We start from the raw sequence: 22946 nt of genomic DNA on the forward strand, positions 1-22946 counted from the left end.
CACAGCAGGCACGTACCGCTCCTCCCCCGTCGTCACTGGTGGTACCACCACCACCATAAGTTCCGACTCCCCAGGATTGTTCCGGCCGCCGCAAGCTCGTGCCATGGCGATCGACACCACCACCCAATCCACCGCCCCCGCGGGCGAATCGCTCGGCACCCCCCGGCTGTCGACGCGCGACAAGCTCGTCCTGTTCGTCCTGTGCGCGGCCCAGTTCATGGTCGCGCTGGACTTCTCCGTCCTCAACGTGGCCCTGCCCGACCTCGGCGGCGACCTCGGCATGAGCCGGTCCGCCCTGCAGTGGGCCGTCACCGCGTTCGCGCTGCCCTCCGGCGGATTCCTGCTCCTGTTCGGCCGCATGGGCGACCTGTACGGGCGGCGCAGGCTGTTCCTGATCGGCCTGGCCCTGTTCGGCTCGGCCTCGCTGCTGGCGACACTGGCCTGGGACCCGGCGTCCTTCCTGGCCGGGCGCGCGCTGCAGGGCCTCGGCGCGGCGGCGATCGTGCCGACCGGCATGTCCCTGCTGACCACCACCTTCCCCGAGGGCCCGGCCCGGGACCGCGCCCTCGGCATCTCCGGCACGCTGCTGTCGCTGGGCTTCACCGTCGGCATGGTCGCGGGCGGGGTGCTGACGGACACGCTCGGCTGGCGCTCCACGATGGCCCTGCTCACGGTGTTCGCGCTGATCGTCCTGCCGCTGGCGCCCGGCCTGCTGCCGGAGTCCCGCACCCCCCGGCGGCCGCGGCTGGACATCCCCGGAGCGGTCACCGTCACCACCGGGCTGCTGTCGCTGATCTACGCCCTGTCCACGGCCGCCGACCACGGCTTCGGCCGCGCGGACGTCATCACCACGCTGGTCGCCGGCCTGCTGCTGCTCACCGCGTTCGGGGTGATCGAGTCCCGCTCGGCGGCCCCCCTCGTCTCGCTCCCGATGCTGCGCCGCCGCACGGTGGCCTGGGGCAATCTGGGCGGCCTGGTCACCTTCTCGATGATGTCGACGGTGGTCTTCGTGCTGACCCTGTACCTCCAGGAGGTCCTGCGGCTGTCGGCCTTCGAGACCGGTCTGGTCTTCGGCGTCCAGGGCGTCCTGTCGGCCGTCGCCGGCACCCTCGCGGCCAAGGTCATCGGCCGTTTCGGCGCCCGTCGCACCCTGGTGGGCTCGCTGGCCGGCCAGGGCACGCTGGTGGCGACCCTGGTCCTGCTGAACGCCCACGTCTGGTCGGTGTGGCTCGCCACCGCCGCGGTGTCCCTGGCGAGCATGTGCCACCTGGGCGCGATCATCTCGTACGGGCTCACCGTGACCTCCGGGGTCCCCGACGAGGAGCAGGGCCTGGCCACCGGCCTGGTGACCTCCACCCAGCAGGTCGGTATCACGGTCGGCATCCCGCTGCTGGGCGTGCTGGCCACCACCTCGGACGACCTGCTGACCGGGGCGCACACGGTCCTCGCCCTGGACGCGGCCGTGGTGCTCGTGGCGGCCGCCCTGACCGGCCTGGGCCTGAGGTCACGGACGGTCCAGGCGCAGCCGCTCCGCGCGCGGTAGGCCGGCGACGACCAGGTCGTACGAGTCCTCGATCAGCTCCCGGACCAGCCGGTCCGGGAGCCGGTCGTCCACCGTCACCGTGTTCCAGTGGCGCTTGTTCATGTGCCAGCCGGCAACGACCAGTCCCTCGTGCTCGCCGCGCAGCCGGATCGCGTCCTCCGGGTCGCACTTGAGGTTGATCGTCAGGGGCCGCGCGCCCAGGGCCGTCAGGGCGAACATCTTGCCCAGCACCTTGAAGACCGAGGTCTCCGGGTTGAACGGGAAGTCCTCCTCGACGGCGTTGAAGGACAGGCAGAAGGCACGCAGCTCCTTCGGCGTCACTGTGGTCCGGCCTCCTCGGCGACGGGTGCGGGCAGCGGCTCCACCAGCACTGTGACGATCTTGTTCCGGCGCCCGGCCGCCGCCTCCGCGGTCAGCCGCAGCCGGCGCTCGTCGGGCAGCTCGACCTCGGCCGAGGCACCGGCGATGGGCACCCGGCCGAGGGCCTTGGCGAGCAGCCCGCCGACGGTCTCCACGTCCTCGTCGTCGTACTCCTCCAGGCCGTACAGCTCGCCGAGGTCGGTGATGTCCAGGCGGGCGGTGACCCGGAAGCGGTCGTCGCCGAGGTCCTCCACGGGCGGCAGTTCCCGGTCGTACTCGTCGGTGATCTCACCGACGATCTCCTCCAGGATGTCCTCGATGGTGACGATCCCGGCGGTGCCGCCGTACTCGTCGATGACCACGGCGACGTGGTTGCGTTCCTTCTGCATCTCGCGCAGCAGGTCGCCGGCGTTCTTGGTGTCGGGGACGAACACGGCCGGGCGCATGGCCGTGGAGACCAGGTCGCCCTCGGTCTCCCGGCTGATGTGCGTCTTGCGGACCAGGTCCTTCAGATACACGATCCCGACGATGTCGTCCTCGCTCTCGCCGGTGACCGGGATCCGGGAGAACCCGGAGCGCAGGGCGAGGGTGAGGGCCTGGCGGATGGTCTTGTAGCGCTCGATGACGACCAGGTCGGTGCGCGGCACCATGACCTCGCGCACCAGGGTGTCGCCGAGTTCGAAGACCGAGTGCACCATGCGGCGCTCCTCGTCCTCGATCAGCGACTCCTTCTCGGCGAGGTCGACCAGGGCGCGCAGCTCCGCCTCGGAGGCGAAGGGGCCGCGCCGGAAGCCCTTGCCGGGAGTGAGCGCGTTGCCGATGAGGATCAGCAGGGACGGGATGGGTCCCATGACGCGGGCCAGCGGCAGCAGCACGTACGCCGCCGCGGTCGCGGTGTTGAGGGGGTGCTGGCGGCCGATGGTGCGCGGGGAGACGCCGACGGCGACGTACGACACGAGCACCATGACGCCGATGGCGACCAGCAGGGCCTGCCAGGTGGCGGAGAACTCCTGGAGGCAGGCGTACGTCACCAGCGCCGCCGCGGCCATCTCGCAGGCGACACGGACCAGCAGGGCCAGGTTGAGGTAGCGGGTGGGGTCGGCGGCGAGCTGGGCGAGCCTGGCGCCGCCCCGCCGCCCGGACTTCACGGCCTCCTCGGCGCGGAAGCTGGAGACGCGCGCGAGGCCCGCCTCCGCGCAGGCGGCGAGCCAGGCGACGACGACCAGCGCGACCGCGCCGAAGACGATCTGCGGGGACATGGGCGCGGTTACGAGACGGTCGGCGCCGGGGACGGCCCGGTCAGGCCGCGTTCGGCCCGCCAGCCGTCCACGATGGCGGCCTGGAGGCCGAACATCTCGGCCTTCTCGTCGGGCTCCTCGTGGTCGTACCCGAGCAGGTGCAGCACACCGTGGACGGTGAGCAGCTGGAGCTCCTCGTCCATGGAGTGCTGCGTGGGCGCCTCGGCCCCCTGCTTGGCGGCGACCTCCGGGCACAGCACGATGTCGCCGAGCAGCCCCTGCGGCGGCTCGTCGTCGTCCTTGGACGGCGGGCGCAGCTCGTCCATCGGGAACGACATGACATCGGTCGGGCCCGGCAGGTCCATCCACTGGATGTGCAGCTGTTCCATGGCCTCGGCGTCCACGACGATCACCGAGAGCTCGGAGAGCGGGTGGATGCGCATCCGTGCGAGCGCGTAGCGGGCGATGTCGAGGACCGCCTGCTCGTCTACCTCGGTGCCGGACTCGTTGTTGACGTCGATCGACATGGTCGTGCTGGTCTACTTCCCCTTGGTGCCCTTGGCGCCCGTCCTGCCACGCCCGCCCTTGGGGGCGCCGTTCTCGGTGCCGTGGTCGCTGTCGTACTTCTCGTACGCGTCGACGATACGGCCCACCAGCCTGTGCCGTACGACATCCTGGGACGACAGCCGGGAGAAGTGGACGTCCTCGACGCCTTCCAGGATTTCCTGCACCTGCCGCAGGCCGCTCTTGGTGCCGTTCGGCAGGTCGACCTGGGTCACGTCACCCGTGATGACGATCTTCGAGTCGAAGCCGAGCCGGGTGAGGAACATCTTCATCTGCTCGGGGCTCGTGTTCTGGGCCTCGTCCAGGATGATGAAGGCGTCGTTGAGCGTACGACCCCGCATGTAGGCCAGCGGCGCGACCTCGATCGTGCCCGCGGCCATCAGCCTCGGGATCGAGTCGGGGTCGAGCATGTCGTGCAGCGCGTCGTACAGCGGGCGCAGGTAGGGGTCGATCTTCTCGTACAGCGTGCCGGGCAGGAAGCCGAGCCGCTCGCCGGCCTCGACCGCCGGACGGGTCAGGATGATCCGGTTGACCTGCTTGGACTGCAGGGCCTGCACGGCCTTGGCCATGGCCAGGTAGGTCTTGCCGGTGCCGGCGGGGCCGATGCCGAAGACGATCGTGTGCTTGTCGATCGCGTCGACGTAGCGCTTCTGGTTGAGGGTCTTGGGGCGGATCGTACGGCCACGCGAGGACAGGATGTTCTGCGTCAGTACCTGCGCCGGGGTCTCGGGCCCGTCGCTCGTCCCGTTCTCGCTCGCCTTGAGCATGGCGATCGAGCGTTCCACTGCGTCCTCCGTCATCGGTTGCCCGGTGCGGAGCACCAGCATCATCTCGTCGAACACGCGTGAGATCAGGGCGACGTCGGCCGGGTCGCCGACCGCGCTGATCTCGTTGCCCCGGACATGGATGTCGGCCGCCGGGAAGGCCCTCTCGATCACGCGCAGGAGGGAGTCGCCGGAACCCAGCACGGTCACCATGGGGTGCTGGGCGGGGACGGTGAGCTGTGCTCTCGCCTGCTCCTGCGCGGGTGTGTGAGCTGTGGGTGTCTGTGTCATGGGCCGGCTCTGAAGGCCTGCGCTTCCTCCTCGTCACGGCCGCGTAGCTGAGGGCGGCCTCGCACTGTCCAGAGTACGACGGGGGGCTGACAACCCCGTAGGGCTTTTATCGGGACCGCCGCCCGGCGGTGCGCCCGCCCGCGCCCACCGGTACGTCCGCCCGCGCCCGCCGGTGCTCTCAGCCCGAGCGGCCGAAGCCGATGGTCGGCACCGCACGGCGCAGCGGCCAGGGCCGGTCCAGCCGCTCCGGCACCAGCCCGTCGAGGAACGCGTACCGCCGCAGCGCCTTGGGGTCCTGCCCGGGAAGGGACTGCACCCGCCGCCACCACGCACCGATCTCCGACCACCCCGGTGCCGACAGCGACCCGCCGAACTCCTGCACCGACAGGGCGGCCGTCAGCCCGGCGAAGGCCAGCCGGTCCGCCAGCGGCCACCCCGCCAGGGAGCCCGTCACGAACCCGGCGACGAACACGTCACCCGCCCCCGTCGGGTCCAGGGCCTCCACGGCGATGGCGGGCACCTCGGCCGCCTCCCCGGTCCGCCGGTCGACGGCGTAGGCGCCCTCCTCCCCGAGGGTCACCACGGCCACCGGCACGTACTCGGTCAGGGCGTGGGCGGCGATCCGCGGACAGTCGGCGCCGGTGTACCGCTTGGCCTCCTCCGCGTTGGGCAGGAACGCCTCGCAGTGCTCCAGGTCGGCGAGGCCGGACAGGTCCCACGTGCCCGTCTCGTCCCAGCCGACGTCGGCGAAGATGCGGGTGCCCGCCCGGGCGGCCGCGGCGATCCACGGCGCGCTGCGGCCCGGTGTGAGGGAGGCGACGGCGGCACGCGCGCGGGGCGGGCGGGCCGGGACGTGGTCCTGGACGAACACGCTCTGGGGCGGCGGCTCGTGCCCGTGGGAGACCATGGTCCGCTCGCCCTCGTAGGCCATGGAGACGGTCACCGGGGAGTGCCAGCCGGGCACGGTCCGCGAGGCCGACAGGTCGATGCCCTCGCCCTGCTCCAGCGCGTCCCAGCAGTACTCGCCGTAGTGGTCGTCGCCGAAGGCCGCGGCGAGGGCGGTGCGCAGGCCGAGGCGGGCCAGGGCGGCGGCCATGTTGGCGACCCCGCCGGGGCTGGAGCCCATGCCCCGGGCCCAGGACTCGGTGCCGCGCACCGGAGCCGAGTCCAGGCCGGTGAAGATGATGTCGAGGAAGACCGTGCCGGTGAGGTAGACGTCCCAGGGCGGGTCACCGGGGGCGCGCAGCGCGGCGAGCGGGTCGACCTGGGCCCTGCGGCGCCCGGCCTGTGTGAGGTGTTCCGGTTCCTCCCCGGTGAAGGTCTGCGACGGCGTCACGGTGCGCTCCCTGGCGTGGTGCGGTTCTGGCCAGTGTGCACCAGTCGGGCACCGGGATCCGGTGCGTGCGGGTCACCAGCGCGGCATCACCGGTGTGCGCCAGTCCGGTTCGGCGGTCCGCATCGCCGCCGCGTCGTCGCGGTCCCGCAGCGCGCCGTCGTCCGCGGCCCAGCGCCGGTGCAGCCGGGCGAGTTCGTCCCGGTCCAGTTCGACGCCGAGGCCCGGCGCGTCGGACACCGCGACCCGGCCGTCCGTGAAGACGGTCCGCTCGGTGAGCACGTCCTCGGACTGCCAGGGGTAGTGCGAGTCGCAGGCGTGGTGGAGACCGGGCACGGTGGCGGCGACCTGGGTCATCGCGGCGAGGCTGATGCCCAGGTGCGTGTTGGAGTGCATGGACACCCCGACCCCGAAGGCGGCGCAGATCGCGGCGAGCCGCTGGGTGTTGCGCAGTCCGCCCCAGTAGTGGTGGTCGGAGAGGACGACCTGGACGGCGTCCGCGGTGAAGGCGTCCCTGATCTCGCCGAAGGTGGTCACGCACATGTTGGTGGCGAGCGGGACCCCGGTCCCGGCGGCCACCTCGGCCATCGCCGGTGTGCCCAGCGTCGGGTCCTCCAGGTACTCAAGGACGTCCCCGAGTTCCCGGGCCACCTTCAGCGAGGTCGCGACCGACCAGGCGCCGTTGGGGTCGAGGCGCAGCGGGTGTCCGGGGAAGGCGTCGGCGAGGGCGCGGACGGCGGCGGTCTCCTCGTCGGGCGGGAAGACGCCGCCCTTGAGCTTGAACGAGCCGAAGCCGTGCCGCCGCTGGAGTGCGCGGGCCTGTTCCACCACTCCGGCCGGGTCGAGGGCGGCGCCCCACTCGTCGGGCTCGGCGGGGACGCCGGCCGGGTGTCCGGCCCACTTGTAGAACAGGTAGGCGCTGTACTCGACCGTGTCCCGCACCTTGCCGCCGAGCAGCGCGTGCACGGGCAGCCCGAGGGCCTTGCCCTGGGCGTCGAGGCAGGCGACCTCGAAGGCCGACAGCACCGACAGCCGCAGTTTGTCGGCGCTCTGGACTCCGCGCAGGCCGCCGGCGTCCGGCCGGCCCTCGGTCCGGGAGGAGTCCACGGCGAGGTCGATCTCGAAGAGGCCGTTCACATCCATGACCGACCGGCCGGTGAGCCGTTCGGCCAGCGGGCGGGCAAGTTCGAGGTACTTGGTGTCGCCGTAGGTCTCGCCGAGGCCGGTGATCCCGTCGGCGGTGACGACCTCCACGATCAGCCGGGGGGTGTACGGCTGGTGCACGCCCTGGGTGTTGAGCAGGGGTGCGTCGGCGACCAGGATCGGGGTGAGCCGCACCTCGGCGATGGTCAGGTCACGGGTCACAGGGAGGCTCCCACGAGGTCGAGCCCGGCGGTGAGCAGGGCCGTGAGGTCGGCGAGGTCTTCGGGCGAGGGGTCGGTGAGCGGGGCGCGCACCGGCCCCACGCGCTGCCCGCGCAGCCGGGCCGCCGCCTTCACCAGGGACACGGCGTATCCCGGCGCGCGGTCGCGGAGTTCGACGAACGGGACGTAGAAGGCGCGCAGCAGCTTGTCGACGGTGCCGTGGTCGTCGTCCCGCAGCGCGGCGAAGAAGGCGTCGGCGATCTCGGGTGCGAAGGCGTGCACGGCCGAGGAGTAGGCGGGGACGCCCACGGCGGCGTAGGCGCGCGCCTGGATCTCGGCGGTGGCGGCGCCGTTGAAGAAGAGGAAGCCGTCCGGGGCGGCGAGGGTGAGCCGCTGGAGCCGGTCGAGGTCGCTGTGGCCGTCCTTGAGGCCGATGACGTTCGGGATGCGGGCGATGCGCCGCAGCGCGTCGGTGCCGTAGGCGACCTGGCCCCGCTGGTAGGCGATCAGCGGCAGCCGAGTGCGGGCCGCGAGCTGTTCCAGCTGGGCGGCGAGGCCGTCCTGCGGGGCGTCGGTCAGGTAGTGCGGCAGTACGAGGAGGGCGTCGGCGCCCGCTTCCTCGGCGATGCGCGCGAACCGGACGGCCTGCGCCCAGCCGTATCCGGTGCCGGCCACCACGGGCAGCCGGCCGGCGGCCTCCTCGGCGGCGACGGTGACGACGGTGCGGTACTCCTCCTCGTCCAGGGAGAAGAACTCGCCGGTGCCGCAGGCCGGGAAGAGGGCGCCGGGGCCGGCCGCGAGCCGGTCGGCGGCATGGGCGCGGAAGCCGTCGGGATCGAGGGTGCCGTCGTCGTGGAAGGCGGTGAGCGGGAAGGACAGCACACCGCGCGCCATCCCCTCCCGCAGTCGCCGCGCCACGTCCTGCGGAGCCGGGTCGCCGCCCACCAGACCATCTCCTCTTGTGAATAGCGTCTACATATGAGAACGAACGAAGGTTAGGCGCTTCTACCCGTCACCACCATTCCCAAACGCGACCGTGTCGGGGATCACACCCCTCCGCCTTCTTCGGTGATCCGCGTGCTTGATACAACTTGCTCGCGCGTTCCTGTCCGTCGACGGTCGTCGCCCCCAACCCCCCTTTTCCGCACCGCTCTTCTCGCCTGCCCTGGGAACGCCCGTGTCCGCCCCCCGCACCCTGCCCTGGCCCCTCGTCGCCCTGTTCACGGCCGGGTACCTCGCCCCGTACCTGCTGCCGACCACCGTCGGCAGACTCGACAGCGGGCTTCCGCTCACCGCCACCGAGGCCGGCGCCATCGGCAGTGCCCTGCTGCTGAGTTCGGCGGCCGCCGGCTTCCTGCTGGCCTCCCGCGTCGACCGGTTCGGCCCCCGCGTCCTGGCCCGCACCGGCCTCGCCCTCGCCGTCGCCGGCTACGGCGGCGCCGCCCTCACCGGCGCCGTACCCGCCGTCGTCGCGGGCGCGGTCGTCGGCGGGTTCGGGTCAGGTACGGTCACGGCGGTCGCCGCGAGCGGCATCGCCGCCCTCGGGACACCCGCCGCCCGGACGGAGCCACGGGCCTGGGACCCGCACCGGGTCACCACGCTGGGGCTGCTCGGCGTCTCGGCCCTCGCGGGCGCCCTGTACCTGACGATCCCCCGCCTCGGCCCCGGCCACGGCCTGCCCCTGGCCGCCGTCGCGCTGACGGCGCTCGCCGTCTGGCCGCTCACCGGCCGGCTGCCCGCTCGTACGGCACCGGCCCGGGCGGCCGTCGGCCACGGCCGGCTCCCGCGCCCGCGGGCCGGACTGCTGCTGGCCGCCGCGGTGCCGTTCTGGTCCCTGGCCCAGAACTCCCTGTGGGGGGTGAGCGGCCGGATCGGACTCGACCAGGCCCGCCTCTCCGAGATCACCGTCGGCGCGGTGTTCGCGGCCGCGCTCGGCGCCGGACTCGTCGGGGTCGTCGGCGCCGGCGCGCTCGGGCAGCGGCTGGGCCAGGCCGTGCCCATCGGCGCCGGTACGGCACTGATCGCGGGCTGCATCGCGCTGAGCGCCTCGGCGCGGGACCTCCCGGCCTTCGCGGCGGGCGAGATCTCCTGGAACCTGCTGTACCCGGTCGTCCTGTCCTACGTCATCGGCCTGGCCGCCTCCCTCGACCCGCGCGGCCGGTGGGCGGTCCTGGTCGGCTCGGCGTCCGCGCTGGGCACGGCGGCGGGCCCGCTGACGGGGAGTGTGCTGGCCGCGGGCGCGGGCTTCGCCGGGATGGGACGGCTGCTCGGCGCCGGGCTGCTGCTGATCTCCGTACCGATGACGGCGGTGGCACTGCGGGCCGGCAGGCGCCCCTCGCGCGTGGTGGACATCCCCGTCGTGGAGGTCGCGTGGGAGACGCCCGCCGTGCCCGCCCGGCGTGCCTACGACACCGCGTCGCCGAACGTGTAGGCGTCGACCTCGGCCAGGCAGCGGGCCCGGCGCTCCTCGTCGTCCTCCAGGAAGGAGGCGAGGAAGGAGTTGCGGGCCAGCTCGCGCAGCCGGTCCTCGCCCAGGCCCAGCGTGTCCCGCACGGCGCGGAAGTTGTCCCCCACGTATCCGCCGAAGTACGCCGGATCGTCGGAGTTGACCGTGCAGAGCAGCCCGGCGTCGAGCATGGCCGGCAGCGGGTGGTCGGCCAGCGTGTCCACGGCCCGCAGCCGGACGTTGGACAGCGGGCACAGGGTGAGCGGGACCCGGTCCCGGACCAGCCGCTCCACCAGCGCGGGATCCTCCAGGCAGCGCAGACCGTGGTCGACGCGCTCCACGCCGAGCACGTCCAGCGCCTCGGTGATGTACTGCGGCGGCCCCTCCTCACCCGCGTGCGCGACCCGGCGCAGCCCGAGCGCGGCGGCGGCCTGGTACACCTCCCGGAACTTCGCCGGCGGATGCCCGACCTCGGCGGAGTCCAGGCCGATGCCGGTGATCCGGTCCAGGTACGGCGTCGCGGCCTGGAGCGTCTCCAGCGCCGAGTCGGCGGACTCGTCGCGCAGGAAGCACATGATGAGCCTGGTGGAGACGCCGTGGTTCCGCTCGCTGTTCCCGAGCGCCTGCCACAGCCCCTCCACGACCGTGCCCAGGCTCAGGCCCCGCGCGATGTGGGCCTGCGGGTCGAAGAAGATCTCCGCGTGCCGCACGCCCTGGGCGGCGGCCCGTGCGAGGTAGGCGTCGGCGAGGTCGGCGAAGTCCTGCTCGGTGCGCAGGACGGCCATCAGCTGGTAGTACAGGTTCAGGAACGACTGCAGGTCCTCGAACCGGTAGGCCGTGCGGAGTTCCCCGGTGTCCGCGTACGGGAGGGCCACGCCGTTGCGGGCGGCCAGCTCGAACGCCAGCTCCGGCTCCAGGGTGCCTTCGATGTGGAGGTGCAGTTCTGCTTTCGGGAGGGGCATCGAAGCATCGTACGGGTGCTTTACCGCCGTTTCGGAACCGGCACCCGCAGCAGGTCGTACGCCACCGTCAGCTCCCCCTCGTACCCGGCCGCCCGCGCCTGCCGCTCGAACTCCTCCGGCTCGGAGTAGCGCTGGCTGAAGTGGGTGAGGACGAGGTGCCGCACGCCCGCGTCCCGGGCCACGGCGGCGGCCTGGCCGGCCGTCAGATGCCCGTGGTCGGTGGCGAGTCCGATGTCCTCGTCGAGGAACGTGGACTCGATGACGAGCAGGTCGCAGCCCTCCGCGAGGGCGTGCACGCCCTCGCACAGCCGGGTGTCCATGACGAACGCGAACCGCTGCCCGCGCCGCACCTCGCTGACGTCCTCCAGCGTCACGTCCCCGAGCCGGCCCTCGCGCCTCAGGCGGCCCACGTCCGGACCCGCGATGCCGTGCGCGGCGAGCCGCCCGGGCAGCATGCGGCGGCCGTCGGGTTCGGTCAGGCGGTAGCCGTAGGACTCGACCGGATGGGAGAGCCTGCGGGCCTCCAGGGTGTACGACGGGGTCACCGCGAGGGGCCCGTCGGCGGCGACCGGTGCCTCGGTGAGACCGACCGTCTCCCGGTAGGCGGTCGCGTACCGCAGGCGCTCGAAGAAACGCCGGCCGGAACGCGGGTAGTGCGCGGTGACCTCGTGCGGCACCTGGTCCAGGTTGATCCGCTGGATGACGCCCGCGAGGCCGAGGCAGTGGTCGCCGTGGAAGTGCGTGACGCAGATCCGGTTCAGGTCGTGGGCGGCGACCCCGGCGCGCAGCATCTGCCGCTGTGTGCCCTCGCCGGGGTCGAACAGGATGCCCTCGCCGTCCCACCTCAGCAGGTAGCCGTTGTGGTTGCGGTGCCGGGTCGGGACCTGGCTGGCGGTGCCGAGGACCACCAGCTCACGCACGGACACGCCGAGTCACCCGGGCGGCCACTGGAGGCCGCGGCCGCCCAGGACGTGCGCGTGGGCGTGCCAGACGGTCTGGCCGGCGCCGCTGCCGGTGTTGAAGACGAGGCGGTAGCTGTCCAGGTTCTCCGCGTCGGCCACGGCCCGGGTCTCCCGCAGGACGTCCGCGGCGAGCTCCGGGGCGCCGGCGGCCAGGGCGGCGGCGTTCTCGTAGTGCGCCTTGGGGATCACCAGAACGTGGGTGGGTGCCTGCGGGTTTATGTCCCGGAAGGCCACGGTCGTCTCGGTCTCGCGGACGATCGTCGCCGGGATCTCACCCGCGACGATCTTGCAGAACAGGCAGTCGTCCTGCGGTTCGCCGGCCATACGCTGCGCTCGCTTTCGCCAGTGATCGTTACGGGGCATGGTAGTCGTTCGGGTGCGGGCCCTTCGGGTGCGGGTCGTTCGGGTGCGGGTGGTCGCCGGCCCGTGGCCCGCGGGCGGCAAAGCCGCACACCGGCAGGGTCCCGCCGCCCTCAGGCGGGCATGTCCGGCGGTGTCTTCGCGGGACTGGTCTCCAGCGCCTCCAGCGCGAGCGCGATCGCCGCGTCGAGCTGGGCGTCCCGGTCCCGGGCCCAGTCCTGTGGCCGCTGGACGACCTCCACGTCCGGGTCCACCCCGTGGTTCTCCACGTCCCAGCCCTGGCCCTCCAGCCAGATCGCGTACTTCGGCTGGGTGACCAGGGTGCCGTCGACCAGGTGGTAGCGGCTGTCGATGCCGATGACACCGCCCCAGGTGCGGGTGCCGACGACCGGGCCGATGCCGAGGGCCCGGATCGCCGCGTTGACGATGTCGCCGTCGGAGCCGGAGAACTCGTCGGCCACGGCTACGACCGGACCGCGGGGCGCGTCGAGGGGATAGCTGGTGGGGCGCATGCCGCGGGCGAGGTCCCAGCCGATGATCCGGCGGGCCAGCTTCTCGACCACGAGCTGGGAGGTGTGCCCGCCGCGGTTGTCCCGGACGTCGACCACGAGACCCTCCCGGGCCACCTCCACCCGCAGGTCGCGGTGGATCTGGGCCCAGCCGGGGGCGTGCATGTCGGGGACGTGGAGATAGCCGAGCCGGCCGCCGGAGGCCGCGTGGACGTGGGCCCGGCGGCCGGCGACCCAGGCGTGGTAGCGCAGGGGTTCCTCGTCCGCGACGGGGACGACGACGGTGTGCCGGGGTTCGCCGCCGGCTGCCGGGGAGACGGTCAGCTCGACGGGGTGCCCGGCCGTGCCCACGAGGAGGGGGCCGGGGCCCGTCACCGGGTCGACGGGATGGCCGGCCACGGCGACGATCGCGTCGCCCGGGCGTACCGCCACCCCGGGCGCGGCCAGGGGGGAGCGGGCGTCCGGGTCGGAGGTCTCCGCCGGGAGGATCCGGTCGATGCGCCAACTGCCGTCCGGATGCCGGGAGATGTCGGCGCCGAGCAGGCCGTGTCCGGTGCCGCCGGCGCCGCCGGCCGGGGTGACGTAGGCGTGCGAGGTGCCGAGTTCGCCGTGCACCTCCCAGAGCAGGTCGACCAGGTCGCTGTGGGTGGCCAGGCGGCCCAGGAGGGGGCGGTAGCGGTCGAGGACGCCGGCCCAGTCGACACCGCCGAGGTCGGGGCGCCAGAAGTGGTCGCGCATGAGCCGGCCGGTCTCGTCGTACATCTGCCGCCACTCGGCGGCCGGGTCGAGGGTCTGGCGGACGCGGGCGAGGTCGACGGTGACGCCGGTGTCGCCGTCGTCGTCGGTGCCGGCCCGGTGGTCGGCGGGCACGACCCGGAGCCGGCCCTCGGTCCACAGCAGGACGCGCCGGCCGTCGCCGCTGACCTCGAAGTGGCCGACGTCGGAGGCGAGGTGCTCCAGACGGCGCCGGTCGAGGTCGTACCGCTCCAGCTCGGTGTGCGGGCCGGGGTCCCCGGGGCGGGCACGGGAGGTGCCGAGGATGCCGTGCACGGGATGGCGCAGCCACAGGACACCGTCCTTGGCGGCGCGCAGGGTGGAGTAGCGGCCGGCCTCCACCGGGAACGGCACGATCCGGTCGGCGAGCCCCTCGGGGTCGATGCGGGTGGCGGGTGTGCCCTCGTTGTCGGGGGTCTCGTCCTTGTCGGGCGTCTCGAAGGGGCGGCCATGGCGTTGCGGGCCGAACGGCGAGGGTGTGGTGGCGGCCAGGGTGATCAGGTGCGGGCGGGCGCCGGCCACGAAGGCGAGGTCGAAGACGTGTTCGTCGTAGACCGGGTCGAAGGCGCGGTGGGAGAGGAACGCGAGGTGTCTGCCGTCGAGGGTGAAGGCGGGCGCGTAGTCCTGGAAGCGGAGCGGGGTGGCCTCGATGACCGAGAGGTCGGTGGTGTGGGCGATGCGCAGCTGGGAGAGCGGGCGGGGGCCGGGGTGGGCCCAGGCGAGCCAGGCGGAGTCGGGGGAGAACGTGAGGCCGAAGACCTCGCCGTCGTCGCTGCGGTCGACCTCGCGGACCTCACCGGTCTCCCGCTCGACCATGAGCAGTCTGCCGTCGTGCGCGGCCACGGCGGCCCGGCTGCCGTCGGGGGCCATGGCCAGCTCCAGCACGCGGCCGAGCTGCCCGGCGGCCAGGCGGCGCGGCGGCGCCCCGGGCACGGTGCCGGTCGCGGGGGCGAACTCCAGGGAGTCGTCGCCCTCGGCGTCCGTCACCCACACCGCCCACTCCTCGCCCTCGGCGCGGAAGGCGCGCGGCAGCCGGGCGCGGACACCGGGGGTGGCGGCCAGGGCGCGGGCGGGGCCGGAGCGGTGGGTGACCCAGTGGATCCCGCCGCGCACGCAGACGGCGCTGCCGCGCGCGGTGTGGTCGGGGGACGCCTCGCCGAACCAGCGGGCCGCGTCGACCGGTTGGGGCCGCAGGTCGACGCGGGGTCCGCCCAGGCGGATGTCCAGCCGGCGCGGCGCTGCGCCCTCCAGGTCGTCCAGCAGCCAGAGTTCACCGGCCTGGCTGTAGACGACGCGGGTGCCGTCACCGGCCGCGTGCCGGGCGTAGAAGCCGTCGTGCGGGGTGTGCCGGCGCAGGTCGGAGCCGTCGGCGAGGGAGGAGTAGAGCGCGCCGGCGCCCTCGTGGTCGGAGAGGAAGGCGATCCTCCCCCACGTCGCCGGCTCCGCGGGGACGGGGGCGCCTGCCGTCCCCGCCCACACCGGGCACTCGATGTTGCCGTCGATCTCCTCGTGCAGCCGCACGAACTCCCCCGCGCCCTCCTCACCGTCGGCGGCCCGGTCGATCCACAGCTTGCCGGCCGTGCCGCCCCGGTAGCGCTTCCAGTAGGCGGCCTCGCGGCCCATCGACACGGACAGCAGCACGGTGGCCGGTCCGAGGGCCACCGCGCCGACCGGGCCGTACGGCAGGGTCTCGGCCGGTCCGCCGTCCAGCGGGACGGCGTGGGCCCAGGTGTGCCGGAGACTGGGCCGGCCGTGCGCGCCGAGCGCGAGCACGCGCCCGTCGGCGGTCCAACCGCACACCTCGGTGCGGCGGTTGCCCCAGTACGTCAGGCGCCGGGCGGGACCGCCGTCGAGCGGGGCGACGTGCACCTCGGGGGCGCCGTCCCGGGTGGAGGTCCATGCGAGGTGTCTGCCGTCCGGCGAGATCCGGGGCCGGCTCACCGGCATGTTGTCGGCGCTGACGCGCCAGGCCCGGCCGCCGTCGAGCGGCGCGAGCCACACGTCGTCCTCGGCGACGAACGTCACCAGGTCGCCGTGCAGATGGGGGTATCGGAGGTAGGCGGAGTCTTCCGTGGTTCCCGTCGAAGCACCCTGAGTCACGCGGTCACTCTACGCAGCGGCCGGTACGCCCGCTGCCGGTTCGGGATCACCGGCTTCGGCGCGGGCCGGGATCACTTGCCCGGCACGGGCCAGACGGTGCGGGTGACGGTGACCGTCACAGTGGGCCGCGGCTCTCCGGCCGGCGGCCGGTAGGTGGGCGGCCGGTAGGTCGGTAGCCGGTAGGTCGGCGGGCGGTAGGTCGGCCCCGGCCGGGCGGCGCAGTCGCCGAGGCCGTTCACGCGGAACACCTGTCTGCCGCCGACCTCGGCCTTCAGGTCACCGCGCACGCAGGCGCCGTCGACGGCCTTGGTCACCCGCCCGGTGACGACGATCTTCCGCCGGTCGTCCGTCTCGCCCCGGCAGTCGACGGTGACGACGGTGGTCTCGGCCGGCGAGGGCGAGCCGCCCCCGCCGCCGTCGCCCTGACCCCCGGTGCAGGTGAGCCAGTTGACGTCCACGTGCCGCCGTTCCAGCGCGGCGGTCGCGGTCCGGTCGGTGGTGTACGCGACGGTCGCGGACCCGAGACCGGCCGGCTGGCACGCCACCGCGGCACCGGCGGCCAGCACGACGAGTCCCACCGCGGCCACCGTCCGCGGCCCGCACCGTTTCCCTCTCCAAGCCCCCATACCGGGCAGAGTGCCACCGGCCCGAACGATACGGAAGACCGCATACGGCCACTCACCCGTACGGGCAGCGAGCCGAAAGGGCGGGGAACCGCGCGACCGGCCCCGACGACCCCACACCGAAGGACGACAGGGCACCGACCGCCCCGCCCCCGAACGACGACAGGACGCCACCGCCCCGCCCTCCGACGACGACAGGACGCCACCGCCCTACCCCCGAACGACGACAGGGCACCGACCGCCCCGGTCCAACGACGACAGGACGCCACCGCGCCGCCCCGGCCGAACCGGTGCGGCGCATGTCAGCCCCGCATCAGCAGCCACTCCTGAAGCTCGACCAGGTTCCCTTCGGGGTCCTTGAGATGGGCCACCCGCATACGCTCGGTCATGGCCGCCGGCCCGTGCAGCAGGACGGCCCCCCGGGAGGCGATCTCCGCGCAGTAGGCGTCCAGGTCGTCGACGCGCAGGACGACCAGCGAGCGGTGACCGGTGGCGGTCTCGCCCAGCTCGTGCAGGATCTCGGCCATCATCGCGCGGTCCTGCAGCGCGATGCCGGCGGACCCGGCGTGCGGGCTGAACTTCTCGTACGGCCCGTCCGCCGCGCCGGACTGCGGCCGCAGGCCGAGGACATCGGCGTAGAAGCGGTAGCAGGCGGCGAAGTCGGTGACCAGGAGCCGGACCTGGGCGAGTTCCACGATGTCCCTTCGGGGGTCAGGACCAGCGGCCGGTGCGGCCCAGCAGCAGGGCCACGGCGGCGGTGCCGGCGGTGGATGTGCGCAACACGGTGGGGCCGAGCACACACGCCTTAGCGCCGGCCTCCTCGAACAGCGCCAGCTCGTCCCGCGCGACGCCCCCCTCCGGGCCGACGACCAGCACGATCTCGCCCTCGGCGGGCAGTTCGGCGGTGGCCAGCGGCACGCTCTCGTGCCCGAAGTCGGAGTGCAGCACGGCGGCGAAGTCGGCCGCGGCGAGAAGTGCGGCGACCTGCCTGGTGCTCGCCGCGTCCGCGACCTCCGGGAAGCGCAGCCGGCGGGACTGCTTACCCGCCTCGCGCGCGGTGGCCCGCCACTTGGCGAGCGCCTTCAGCCCCCGGTCGCCCTTCCACTGGGTGATGCAGCGGGCCGCCTGCCAGGGCACGACCGCGTCGACACCGGTCTCGGTCATGGTCTCCACGGCCAGCTCGCCGCGGTCGCCCTTGGGCAGCGCCTGGACGACCGTGATCCGGGGGCTGGGCTCGGGTTCCACGGGGAACTCGAACGGCTCGACGACCATGTGGTCCTTGCCCGACACGCGGACGACGACCCCGGCGGCCCCGCGTCCCCTGCCGTCGGTGAGCACCACGTTCTCCCCGGGCTGCAACCGCCGTACGGAGACCGCGTGCCGTCCCTCGGGGCCCTCGACGTCGACGACCGAGCCGGGGCCCACGCCCTCCAGCGAGTCGACGACGAACACCGGCGCGGTCATCGCGGACCACCCCCGGCCGACAACGCTGTCCTGGCGGCGGCGAGTTCGTCGGCCAGCACCTCCACCAGCCGCCCGGCGGGCAGCTCCCGGGCCAGCCGGTGGCCCTGCCCCGCCCACAGCGACATGCCCTGCGCGTCCCCCGCCCTGGCGGCGGCCTTGCGCAGCGGCGCGGTGAGGTGGTTGACCTCCGGGTAGGCGGCGGGGGCGTACGGGCCGTGCTCGCGCATGAAGCGGTTGACCAGGCCGCGGGCCGGGCGGCCGGAGAAGGCGCGGGTCAGCTCGGTGCGCACGAACAGGGGGTCGGTCAGCGCCCGCTTGTGCAGGGCGTCCGCGCCGGACTCGTGGGTGGCGAGGAAGGCGGTGCCCAGCTGGGCCGCGCTCGCCCCCGCGGCGAGGACGGCGGCGATCTGGCTGCCGCGCATGATGCCGCCGGCGGCGACGACCGGGATGGCCACGGCCTCCCGGATCTGCGCGACCAGCGACAGCAGCCCGATGCCGGAGCCGTCGTTCTCCGGGAGGTCCCGGTGGGTGCCCTGGTGGCCGCCGGCCTCCACGCCCTGGGCGATCACCGCGTCCGCCCCGGCCCGCTCGACCGCGCGGGCCTCCTCCGCGGTGGTGGCGGTGACCAGGGTGAGGGTCCCGGCCCGGCGGAACCTGTCGAGCACCTCCCGGCCCGGCGTCCCGAAGTGGAAGGAGACGACCGGCACGGGGTTGTCGAGCAGGACGGCGAGCTTGGCGTCGTAACCGTCGTCCCCGCCGCTGTCCGGGTCGCCCAGCTCGGTCTCGTACCAGGCGGCCTCGCCGGCCAGCTGCTGCGCGTACACCTCGACGGCACCGGCGTCGGGGGGCGCGGCGGCGGGCGCCGCGGCGGAGCCGCTGCCCGCACCGGAGTGCTCGGGCTGCGGCATGAAGACGTTCACGCCGAAAGGACGGCTCGTGAGCCCCCTCAGCTGCTTGATCTCCTGGTACATCCCGTCGGCGGTCTTGAGTCCGGCGGCGAGGAACCCGAGGCCGCCGGCCTCGGAGACGGCGGCGGCGAGCTGCGGGACGGAGACACCGCCCGCCATGGGGGCCTGCACGATCGGGTGAGGAAAGAGATCGGTCAGCGCGGAGGACATGACGGCATGTTGTCACGTCCTCCGTACAAGTCCGAATCCGACCGCCTCCCGGCACAGGCCGCGGGTACGGAGGGCGCGAAAGCCCCCTCCGTGTCCCGGCTCAGCGTCCGTTGAAGGCGTCCTTCAGCCGCGAGAACAGGCCCTGCTGACCGGGCTGGAACTGGCCCTGGGGCCGCTCCTCGCCGCGCAGCTTCGCCAGCTCGCGCAGCAGGCGCTCCTGCTCCGGGTCCAGCTTGTTCGGGGTGATGACCTCGACGTGCACGATCAGGTCGCCCCGGCCGCCGCCGCGCAGATGCGTGACGCCCCGGCCGTGCAGCGGGATCGACTGCCCGGACTGGGTGCCGGGCCGGATGTCGACCTCCTCCATGCCGTCCAGCGTCTCCAGCGGCACCTTGGTGCCGAGGGCCGCGGCGGTCATCGGGATGGTGACCGTGCAGTGCAGGTCGTCGCCGCGCCGCTGGAAGGTGGAGTGCGGCAGCTCGTGGATCTCGACGTACAGGTCACCGGCCGGACCGCCGCCGGGGCCGACCTCGCCCTCGCCCGCGAGCTGGATCCGCGTGCCGTTGTCGACACCGGCCGGGATCTTCACGGTGAGCGTGCGCCGCGAGCGGACGCGGCCGTCGCCGGCGCACTCCGGGCACGGGGTCGGCACGACGGTGCCGAAGCCCTGGCACTGGGGGCAGGGCCGGGAGGTCATGACCTGGCCCAGGAAGGACCGGGTGACCTGCGACACCTCGCCCCGGCCGCGGCACATGTCACACGTCTGGGCGGACGTGCCCGGAGCCGCGCCCTCGCCGTTGCAGGTGTTGCAGACGACGGCGGTGTCGACCTGGATGTCCTTGGTCGTGCCGAAGGCCGCCTCGTCCAGCTCGACCTCGATACGGATCATGGCGTCCTGCCCGCGCCGGGTGCGCGAGCGCGGCCCGCGCTGCGACGCCGTGCCGAAGAACGCGTCCATGATGTCGGAGAAGTTGCCGAAGCCGCCGGCGCCGAAGCCGCCCGCGCCCGCGCCGCCCGACTGGGAGAGCGGGTCGCCGCCGAGGTCGTAGACCTGCTTCTTCTGCGGGTCCGACAGCACCTCGTAAGCGGCGTTGATCTCCTTGAACCGCTCCTGGGTCTTCGGATCGGGGTTGACGTCCGGGTGCAGCTCGCGCGCGAGCCGACGGAACGCCTTCTTGATCTCATCCTGCGACGCGTCGCGGCGCACGCCGAGAACGGCGTAGTAGTCCGTGGCCACTTACGACTCCGCCAGGATCTGTCCGACGTACCGTGCCACTGCGCGTACCGCTCCCATCGTTCCCGGGTAGTCCATGCGGGTCGGTCCGACCACGCCGAGCTTGGCAACCGCCTCGCCGCCCGAACCGTAGCCCACCGACACGACGGACGTGGAGTTGAGTCCCTCGTGGGCGTTCTCGTGGCCGATGCGCACCATCACGCCCGGATCCTTCGCCTCGCCAAGGAGCTTGAGGAGCACCACGTGCTCCTCCAGGGCCTCCAGGACGGGCCGGATCGTGAGGGGAAAGTCATGTCCGAAGCGGGTGAGATTGGCGGTGCCGCCGATCATCAACCGCTCCTCGTTCTCCTCGACGAGTGTCTCCAGCAGGGTGGAGAGCACCGTCGAGACCGTACCGCGGTCCTCCGGCTCGAAGGCGTCCGGCAGGTCCTCGACCAGCTTCGGCACGTCCGCGAACCGTCGGGCGGCGACCCGGCTGTTCAGCCGGGCCCGCAGGTCCGCCAGCGCGCTCTCGCCGAACGGCGCCGGGCAGTCGACCATCCGCTGCTCGACCCGGCCGGTGTCCGTGATCAGCACGAGCATCACGCGCGCGGGGGCGAGTGAGAGCAGTTCCACGTGCCGGACGGTGGACCGGGTCAGCGAGGGGTACTGCACGACGGCGACCTGCCGGGTCAGCTGCGCGAGCAGCCGCACCGTGCGGGCCACGACGTCGTCGAGGTCGACGGCGCCCTCCAGGAAGTTCTGGATCGCCCGCCGCTCGGGCGCGGTCATCGGCTTGACGCCCGCGAGCTTGTCCACGAACAGCCGGTAGCCCTTGTCGGTGGGGATCCGCCCGGCACTGGTGTGCGGCTGGGCGATGAACCCCTCGTCCTCCAGGGCCGCCATGTCGTTGCGGACGGTGGCCGGGGAGACGCCGAGGTTGTGACGCTCGGTGAGCGCCTTGGAACCGACCGGCTCCTCGGTGCCCACGTAGTCCTGGACGATGGCGCGCAGCACCTGAAGCCTGCGTTCACTCAGCATCCGCGCGCACCTCCAGCACGTCGTCCCCTCGTCCCATCGGGTCGTCCGCCTGGCACTCCTCGCACGCGAGTGCCAGCATTCCCCGGCCCAGTGTACGGCTGTCGGGTACACCATGGGCAAGGTCGGGGCCGCCGTACCGGGTCGTACCGCTAGCGTCGCCGGTATGACGGTGACTTGGGAAGAGCTGGGGTGGGAACGGCTGGCCGCCGGGGTGGGGCGGTGCCGGCTGCCCGGCTGGGACTGCACCGCGGGCCTGGTGCTGGGCGCGGGGACGGCGCTGATGGTGGACGCCGGTTCGAGCGTGGCCGAGGGGGCGCGGCTGCGGGCGCGCGCGCAGGAACTGGCCGGCGGCCGTGTGACCCATCTCGCTCTGACCCACCCCCACTTCGACCATGTCTTCGGGGCCTCCGCGTTCGCCGGCGCGGAGGTGTACGCGGGCGTGGGCGCGGACGCCGTGTTCGCCCGCGAGCGCGAGGAGCTGCGCAGGGACGCGGTCGGCAACGGGCTCCCCGAGGCGGACGCGGACGAGGCGGTGGACGCGCTGGTCGCACCCCGGCACCCGGTCTCCGGGGAGTGGACCCTCGACCTCGGCGGCGGCCGGCAGGCGCTGCTGGCCAACGTGGGTCCCGGCCACACCGCGTACGACCTCGCGGTCCTCGTCCCCGGCACCCCGGAGGTCGTCTTCTGCGGTGACCTGGTGGAGGAGTCCGGGGAGCCGCAGGCGGGCCCGGACGCGGTCCCCTCCCGGTGGCCGGACGCCCTCGACCGGCTGCTGGCGCTCGGCGGCGAGGACGCGCTGTACGTGCCGGGTCACGGAGCGGTGGTGGACGCGGCCTTCGTACGGCGTCAACGGGACACCCTGGCAGCGCGTTTCGGCGTGGTCTGAGCGGCTGAGCGGCTGAGCGGCTCAGCGGCTACCGGACCGCCGCGGCCCGGTGGCATGGTCTGAGCGGCTCGGGCTGAGCGGTTGGCGGACCGCCGCGGCCCTGGGCGGCTGCCGGGCCGGCGTGAGGTGAGCCGCTCCCGCCGGCCGGTTCCGGCGTGTCGCGCACACCGCCGTGCGGCTTTGCCTATCGTCATCCGAATGCGCCAGTACTCCGCCGACCTCACGCCCCCCTGGAAGAAGCCGAAGCCCGTGCCCGAGGTGGCGGCCGAGCCCGGCCTGGTGGTGGAGGAGCCCGGCACCGGGTTCTGCGGCGCGGTGATCCGCTGCGAAGCCGGCACGGTGACCCTGGAGGACCGCTTCGGCAAGCACCGGGTGTTCCCGCTGGAGCCGCGCGGCTTCCTGCTGGAGGGCAGACCGGTGACGCTGGTGCGGCCGACGTCCGCCCCCGCCGGGCCCAGCCGTACGGCGTCCGGTTCGGTCGCCGTCCCCGGCGCACGCGCGCGCGTGGCCCGCGCCGGCCGCATCTACGTGGAGGGCCGGCACGACGCCGAACTCGTCGAGAAGGTGTGGGGGGACGACCTGCGCATCGAAGGCGTGGTCGTGGAGTACCTGGGGGGCGTGGACGACCTGCCGGCGATCGTCGAGGAGTTCGCGCCGGGTCCGGACGCCCGCCTGGGCGTCCTCGTGGACCACCTGGTCCCCGGCACGAAGGAATGGCGGATCGCGCAGTCGGTGACCAGCGACCACGCCCTGGTCGTCGGCCACCCGTACATCGACATCTGGGAGGCCGTGAAGCCGTCCGCCCTGGGTATCCGAGCGTGGCCCACCGTCCCGCGCGGCCAGGACTGGAAGACGGGCGTGTGCCGGGCCCTGGGCTGGCCGGAGAACACCGGCGCGGTGTGGCAGGCGATCCTGCAGCGGGTGGGCTCATACAGGGATCTCGAGCCGGAGCTGCTGGGCCGGGTGGAGGAACTGATCGACTTCGTCACGTCGCCCGCGGAGGCGTAGACGGGACGCACGCCGGCCGCCCC

Annotated in this window: 21 protein-coding genes; 4 read left to right on the plus strand and 17 right to left on the minus strand. The window is 73.5% G+C overall.

Features of this window, described 5'->3' with window-relative positions; genetic code table 11:
• Window positions 1–103: 103 nt before the first annotated feature.
• A complete protein-coding gene (locus tag GT045_RS37230; RefSeq protein ID WP_161336920.1) occupies window positions 104–1543 on the plus strand; it encodes an MFS transporter in 1440 nt (479 codons plus the stop codon).
• Here GT045_RS37230 and GT045_RS37235 read toward each other — a convergent pair.
• The 7 genes from GT045_RS37235 to GT045_RS37265 all read right to left on the minus strand — a co-directional run bounded on the left by GT045_RS37235 (window position 1505) and on the right by GT045_RS37265 (window position 8351).
• Window positions 1505–1864, minus strand: coding sequence for an MmcQ/YjbR family DNA-binding protein (locus GT045_RS37235; RefSeq protein WP_161336921.1), 360 nt, complete (start codon window positions 1862–1864; stop codon window positions 1505–1507). The two genes, GT045_RS37230 and GT045_RS37235, sit on opposite strands and share 39 nt — an antisense overlap.
• Window positions 1861–3162 (minus strand): hemolysin family protein, encoded by a 1302-nt coding sequence (locus tag GT045_RS37240; protein WP_161298041.1) that lies wholly within the window; start codon window positions 3160–3162, stop codon window positions 1861–1863. Before GT045_RS37240 ends, GT045_RS37235 begins: the two co-directional genes overlap by 4 nt.
• Before the next feature lie 8 nt (window positions 3163–3170).
• Complete coding sequence (gene ybeY, locus GT045_RS37245) at window positions 3171–3668, minus strand: rRNA maturation RNase YbeY (protein ID WP_161298040.1); 498 nt, start codon at window positions 3666–3668, stop codon at window positions 3171–3173.
• Between the two features lie 12 nt (window positions 3669–3680).
• Window positions 3681–4760: a PhoH family protein gene (locus GT045_RS37250; RefSeq protein WP_161298039.1), complete on the minus strand. Its 1080-nt coding sequence runs from the start codon at window positions 4758–4760 to the stop codon at window positions 3681–3683.
• Window positions 4761–4938: 178 nt separating this feature from the next.
• Window positions 4939–6096, minus strand: a complete 1158-nt coding sequence (locus tag GT045_RS37255; RefSeq protein WP_161298038.1) for a PfkB family carbohydrate kinase — start codon at window positions 6094–6096, stop codon at window positions 4939–4941.
• 72 nt (window positions 6097–6168) lie between these two features.
• Entirely contained in the window at window positions 6169–7458 is a 1290-nt protein-coding gene (locus tag GT045_RS37260; RefSeq protein WP_161298037.1) for a glucarate dehydratase family protein, read from the minus strand.
• Complete coding sequence (locus GT045_RS37265) at window positions 7455–8351, minus strand: 5-dehydro-4-deoxyglucarate dehydratase (RefSeq protein WP_202529386.1); 897 nt, start codon at window positions 8349–8351, stop codon at window positions 7455–7457. The genes GT045_RS37260 and GT045_RS37265 overlap by 4 nt, the downstream gene beginning before the upstream one ends.
• A 283-nt stretch (window positions 8352–8634) precedes the next feature.
• Between GT045_RS37265 and GT045_RS37270 the strand changes: the two genes are divergently transcribed.
• Window positions 8635–9888 (plus strand): MFS transporter, encoded by a 1254-nt coding sequence (locus GT045_RS37270; RefSeq protein ID WP_161336923.1) that lies wholly within the window; start codon window positions 8635–8637, stop codon window positions 9886–9888.
• On the opposite strand, the gene GT045_RS37275 is transcribed toward GT045_RS37270, so the two are convergent.
• The 10 genes from GT045_RS37275 to hrcA form a co-directional block, all read right to left on the minus strand.
• Window positions 9861–10865: an adenosine deaminase gene (locus GT045_RS37275; protein ID WP_161336924.1), complete on the minus strand. Its 1005-nt coding sequence runs from the start codon at window positions 10863–10865 to the stop codon at window positions 9861–9863. The genes GT045_RS37270 and GT045_RS37275 overlap by 28 nt on opposite strands.
• 20 nt (window positions 10866–10885) lie before the next feature.
• Window positions 10886–11791 carry a ribonuclease Z gene (locus tag GT045_RS37280; protein ID WP_161298783.1) on the minus strand — a complete coding sequence of 302 codons (906 nt, stop codon included), beginning with the start codon at window positions 11789–11791 and terminating at the stop codon, window positions 10886–10888.
• A gap of 6 nt (window positions 11792–11797) precedes the next feature.
• Window positions 11798–12151, minus strand: coding sequence for a histidine triad nucleotide-binding protein (locus tag GT045_RS37285; RefSeq protein ID WP_161336925.1), 354 nt, complete (start codon window positions 12149–12151; stop codon window positions 11798–11800).
• A 149-nt stretch (window positions 12152–12300) separates the two neighbouring features.
• Window positions 12301–15570, minus strand: coding sequence for a PDZ domain-containing protein (locus GT045_RS37290; protein ID WP_345942875.1), 3270 nt, complete (start codon window positions 15568–15570; stop codon window positions 12301–12303).
• 71 nt (window positions 15571–15641) lie between these two features.
• Window positions 15642–16196: a hypothetical protein gene (locus GT045_RS37295; protein ID WP_161336926.1), complete on the minus strand. Its 555-nt coding sequence runs from the start codon at window positions 16194–16196 to the stop codon at window positions 15642–15644.
• A gap of 299 nt (window positions 16197–16495) precedes the next feature.
• The gene (locus GT045_RS37300; RefSeq protein WP_161336927.1) at window positions 16496–16888 is read right to left on the minus strand and encodes a VOC family protein; all 393 of its coding nucleotides are present in this window, start codon (window positions 16886–16888) and stop codon (window positions 16496–16498) included.
• A 16-nt stretch (window positions 16889–16904) separates the two neighbouring features.
• A complete protein-coding gene (locus GT045_RS37305; RefSeq protein WP_161289091.1) occupies window positions 16905–17657 on the minus strand; it encodes a 16S rRNA (uracil(1498)-N(3))-methyltransferase in 753 nt (250 codons plus the stop codon).
• A complete protein-coding gene (locus GT045_RS37310; RefSeq protein WP_161289089.1) occupies window positions 17654–18775 on the minus strand; it encodes a nitronate monooxygenase in 1122 nt (373 codons plus the stop codon). The genes GT045_RS37305 and GT045_RS37310 overlap by 4 nt, the downstream gene beginning before the upstream one ends.
• A gap of 100 nt (window positions 18776–18875) precedes the next feature.
• Window positions 18876–20012: a molecular chaperone DnaJ gene (dnaJ, locus tag GT045_RS37315; protein WP_161289088.1), complete on the minus strand. Its 1137-nt coding sequence runs from the start codon at window positions 20010–20012 to the stop codon at window positions 18876–18878.
• Window positions 20013–21029, minus strand: a complete 1017-nt coding sequence (hrcA, locus tag GT045_RS37320) for a heat-inducible transcriptional repressor HrcA (RefSeq protein WP_161289086.1) — start codon at window positions 21027–21029, stop codon at window positions 20013–20015. It abuts the gene before it with no gap.
• Window positions 21030–21192: 163 nt separating this feature from the next.
• Between hrcA and GT045_RS37325 the strand changes: the two genes are divergently transcribed.
• Together GT045_RS37325 and GT045_RS37330 are read left to right on the plus strand one after the other, a co-directional pair.
• Window positions 21193–21915 carry an MBL fold metallo-hydrolase gene (locus GT045_RS37325; protein WP_161336928.1) on the plus strand — a complete coding sequence of 241 codons (723 nt, stop codon included), beginning with the start codon at window positions 21193–21195 and terminating at the stop codon, window positions 21913–21915.
• Between the two features lie 198 nt (window positions 21916–22113).
• The gene (locus tag GT045_RS37330) at window positions 22114–22923 is read left to right on the plus strand and encodes a DUF3097 domain-containing protein (RefSeq protein WP_161336929.1); all 810 of its coding nucleotides are present in this window, start codon (window positions 22114–22116) and stop codon (window positions 22921–22923) included.
• Window positions 22924–22946 lie beyond the last annotated feature (23 nt).

The organism is Streptomyces sp. SID486 (assembly GCF_009865385.1).
Lineage (GTDB): Bacteria > Actinomycetota > Actinomycetes > Streptomycetales > Streptomycetaceae > Streptomyces.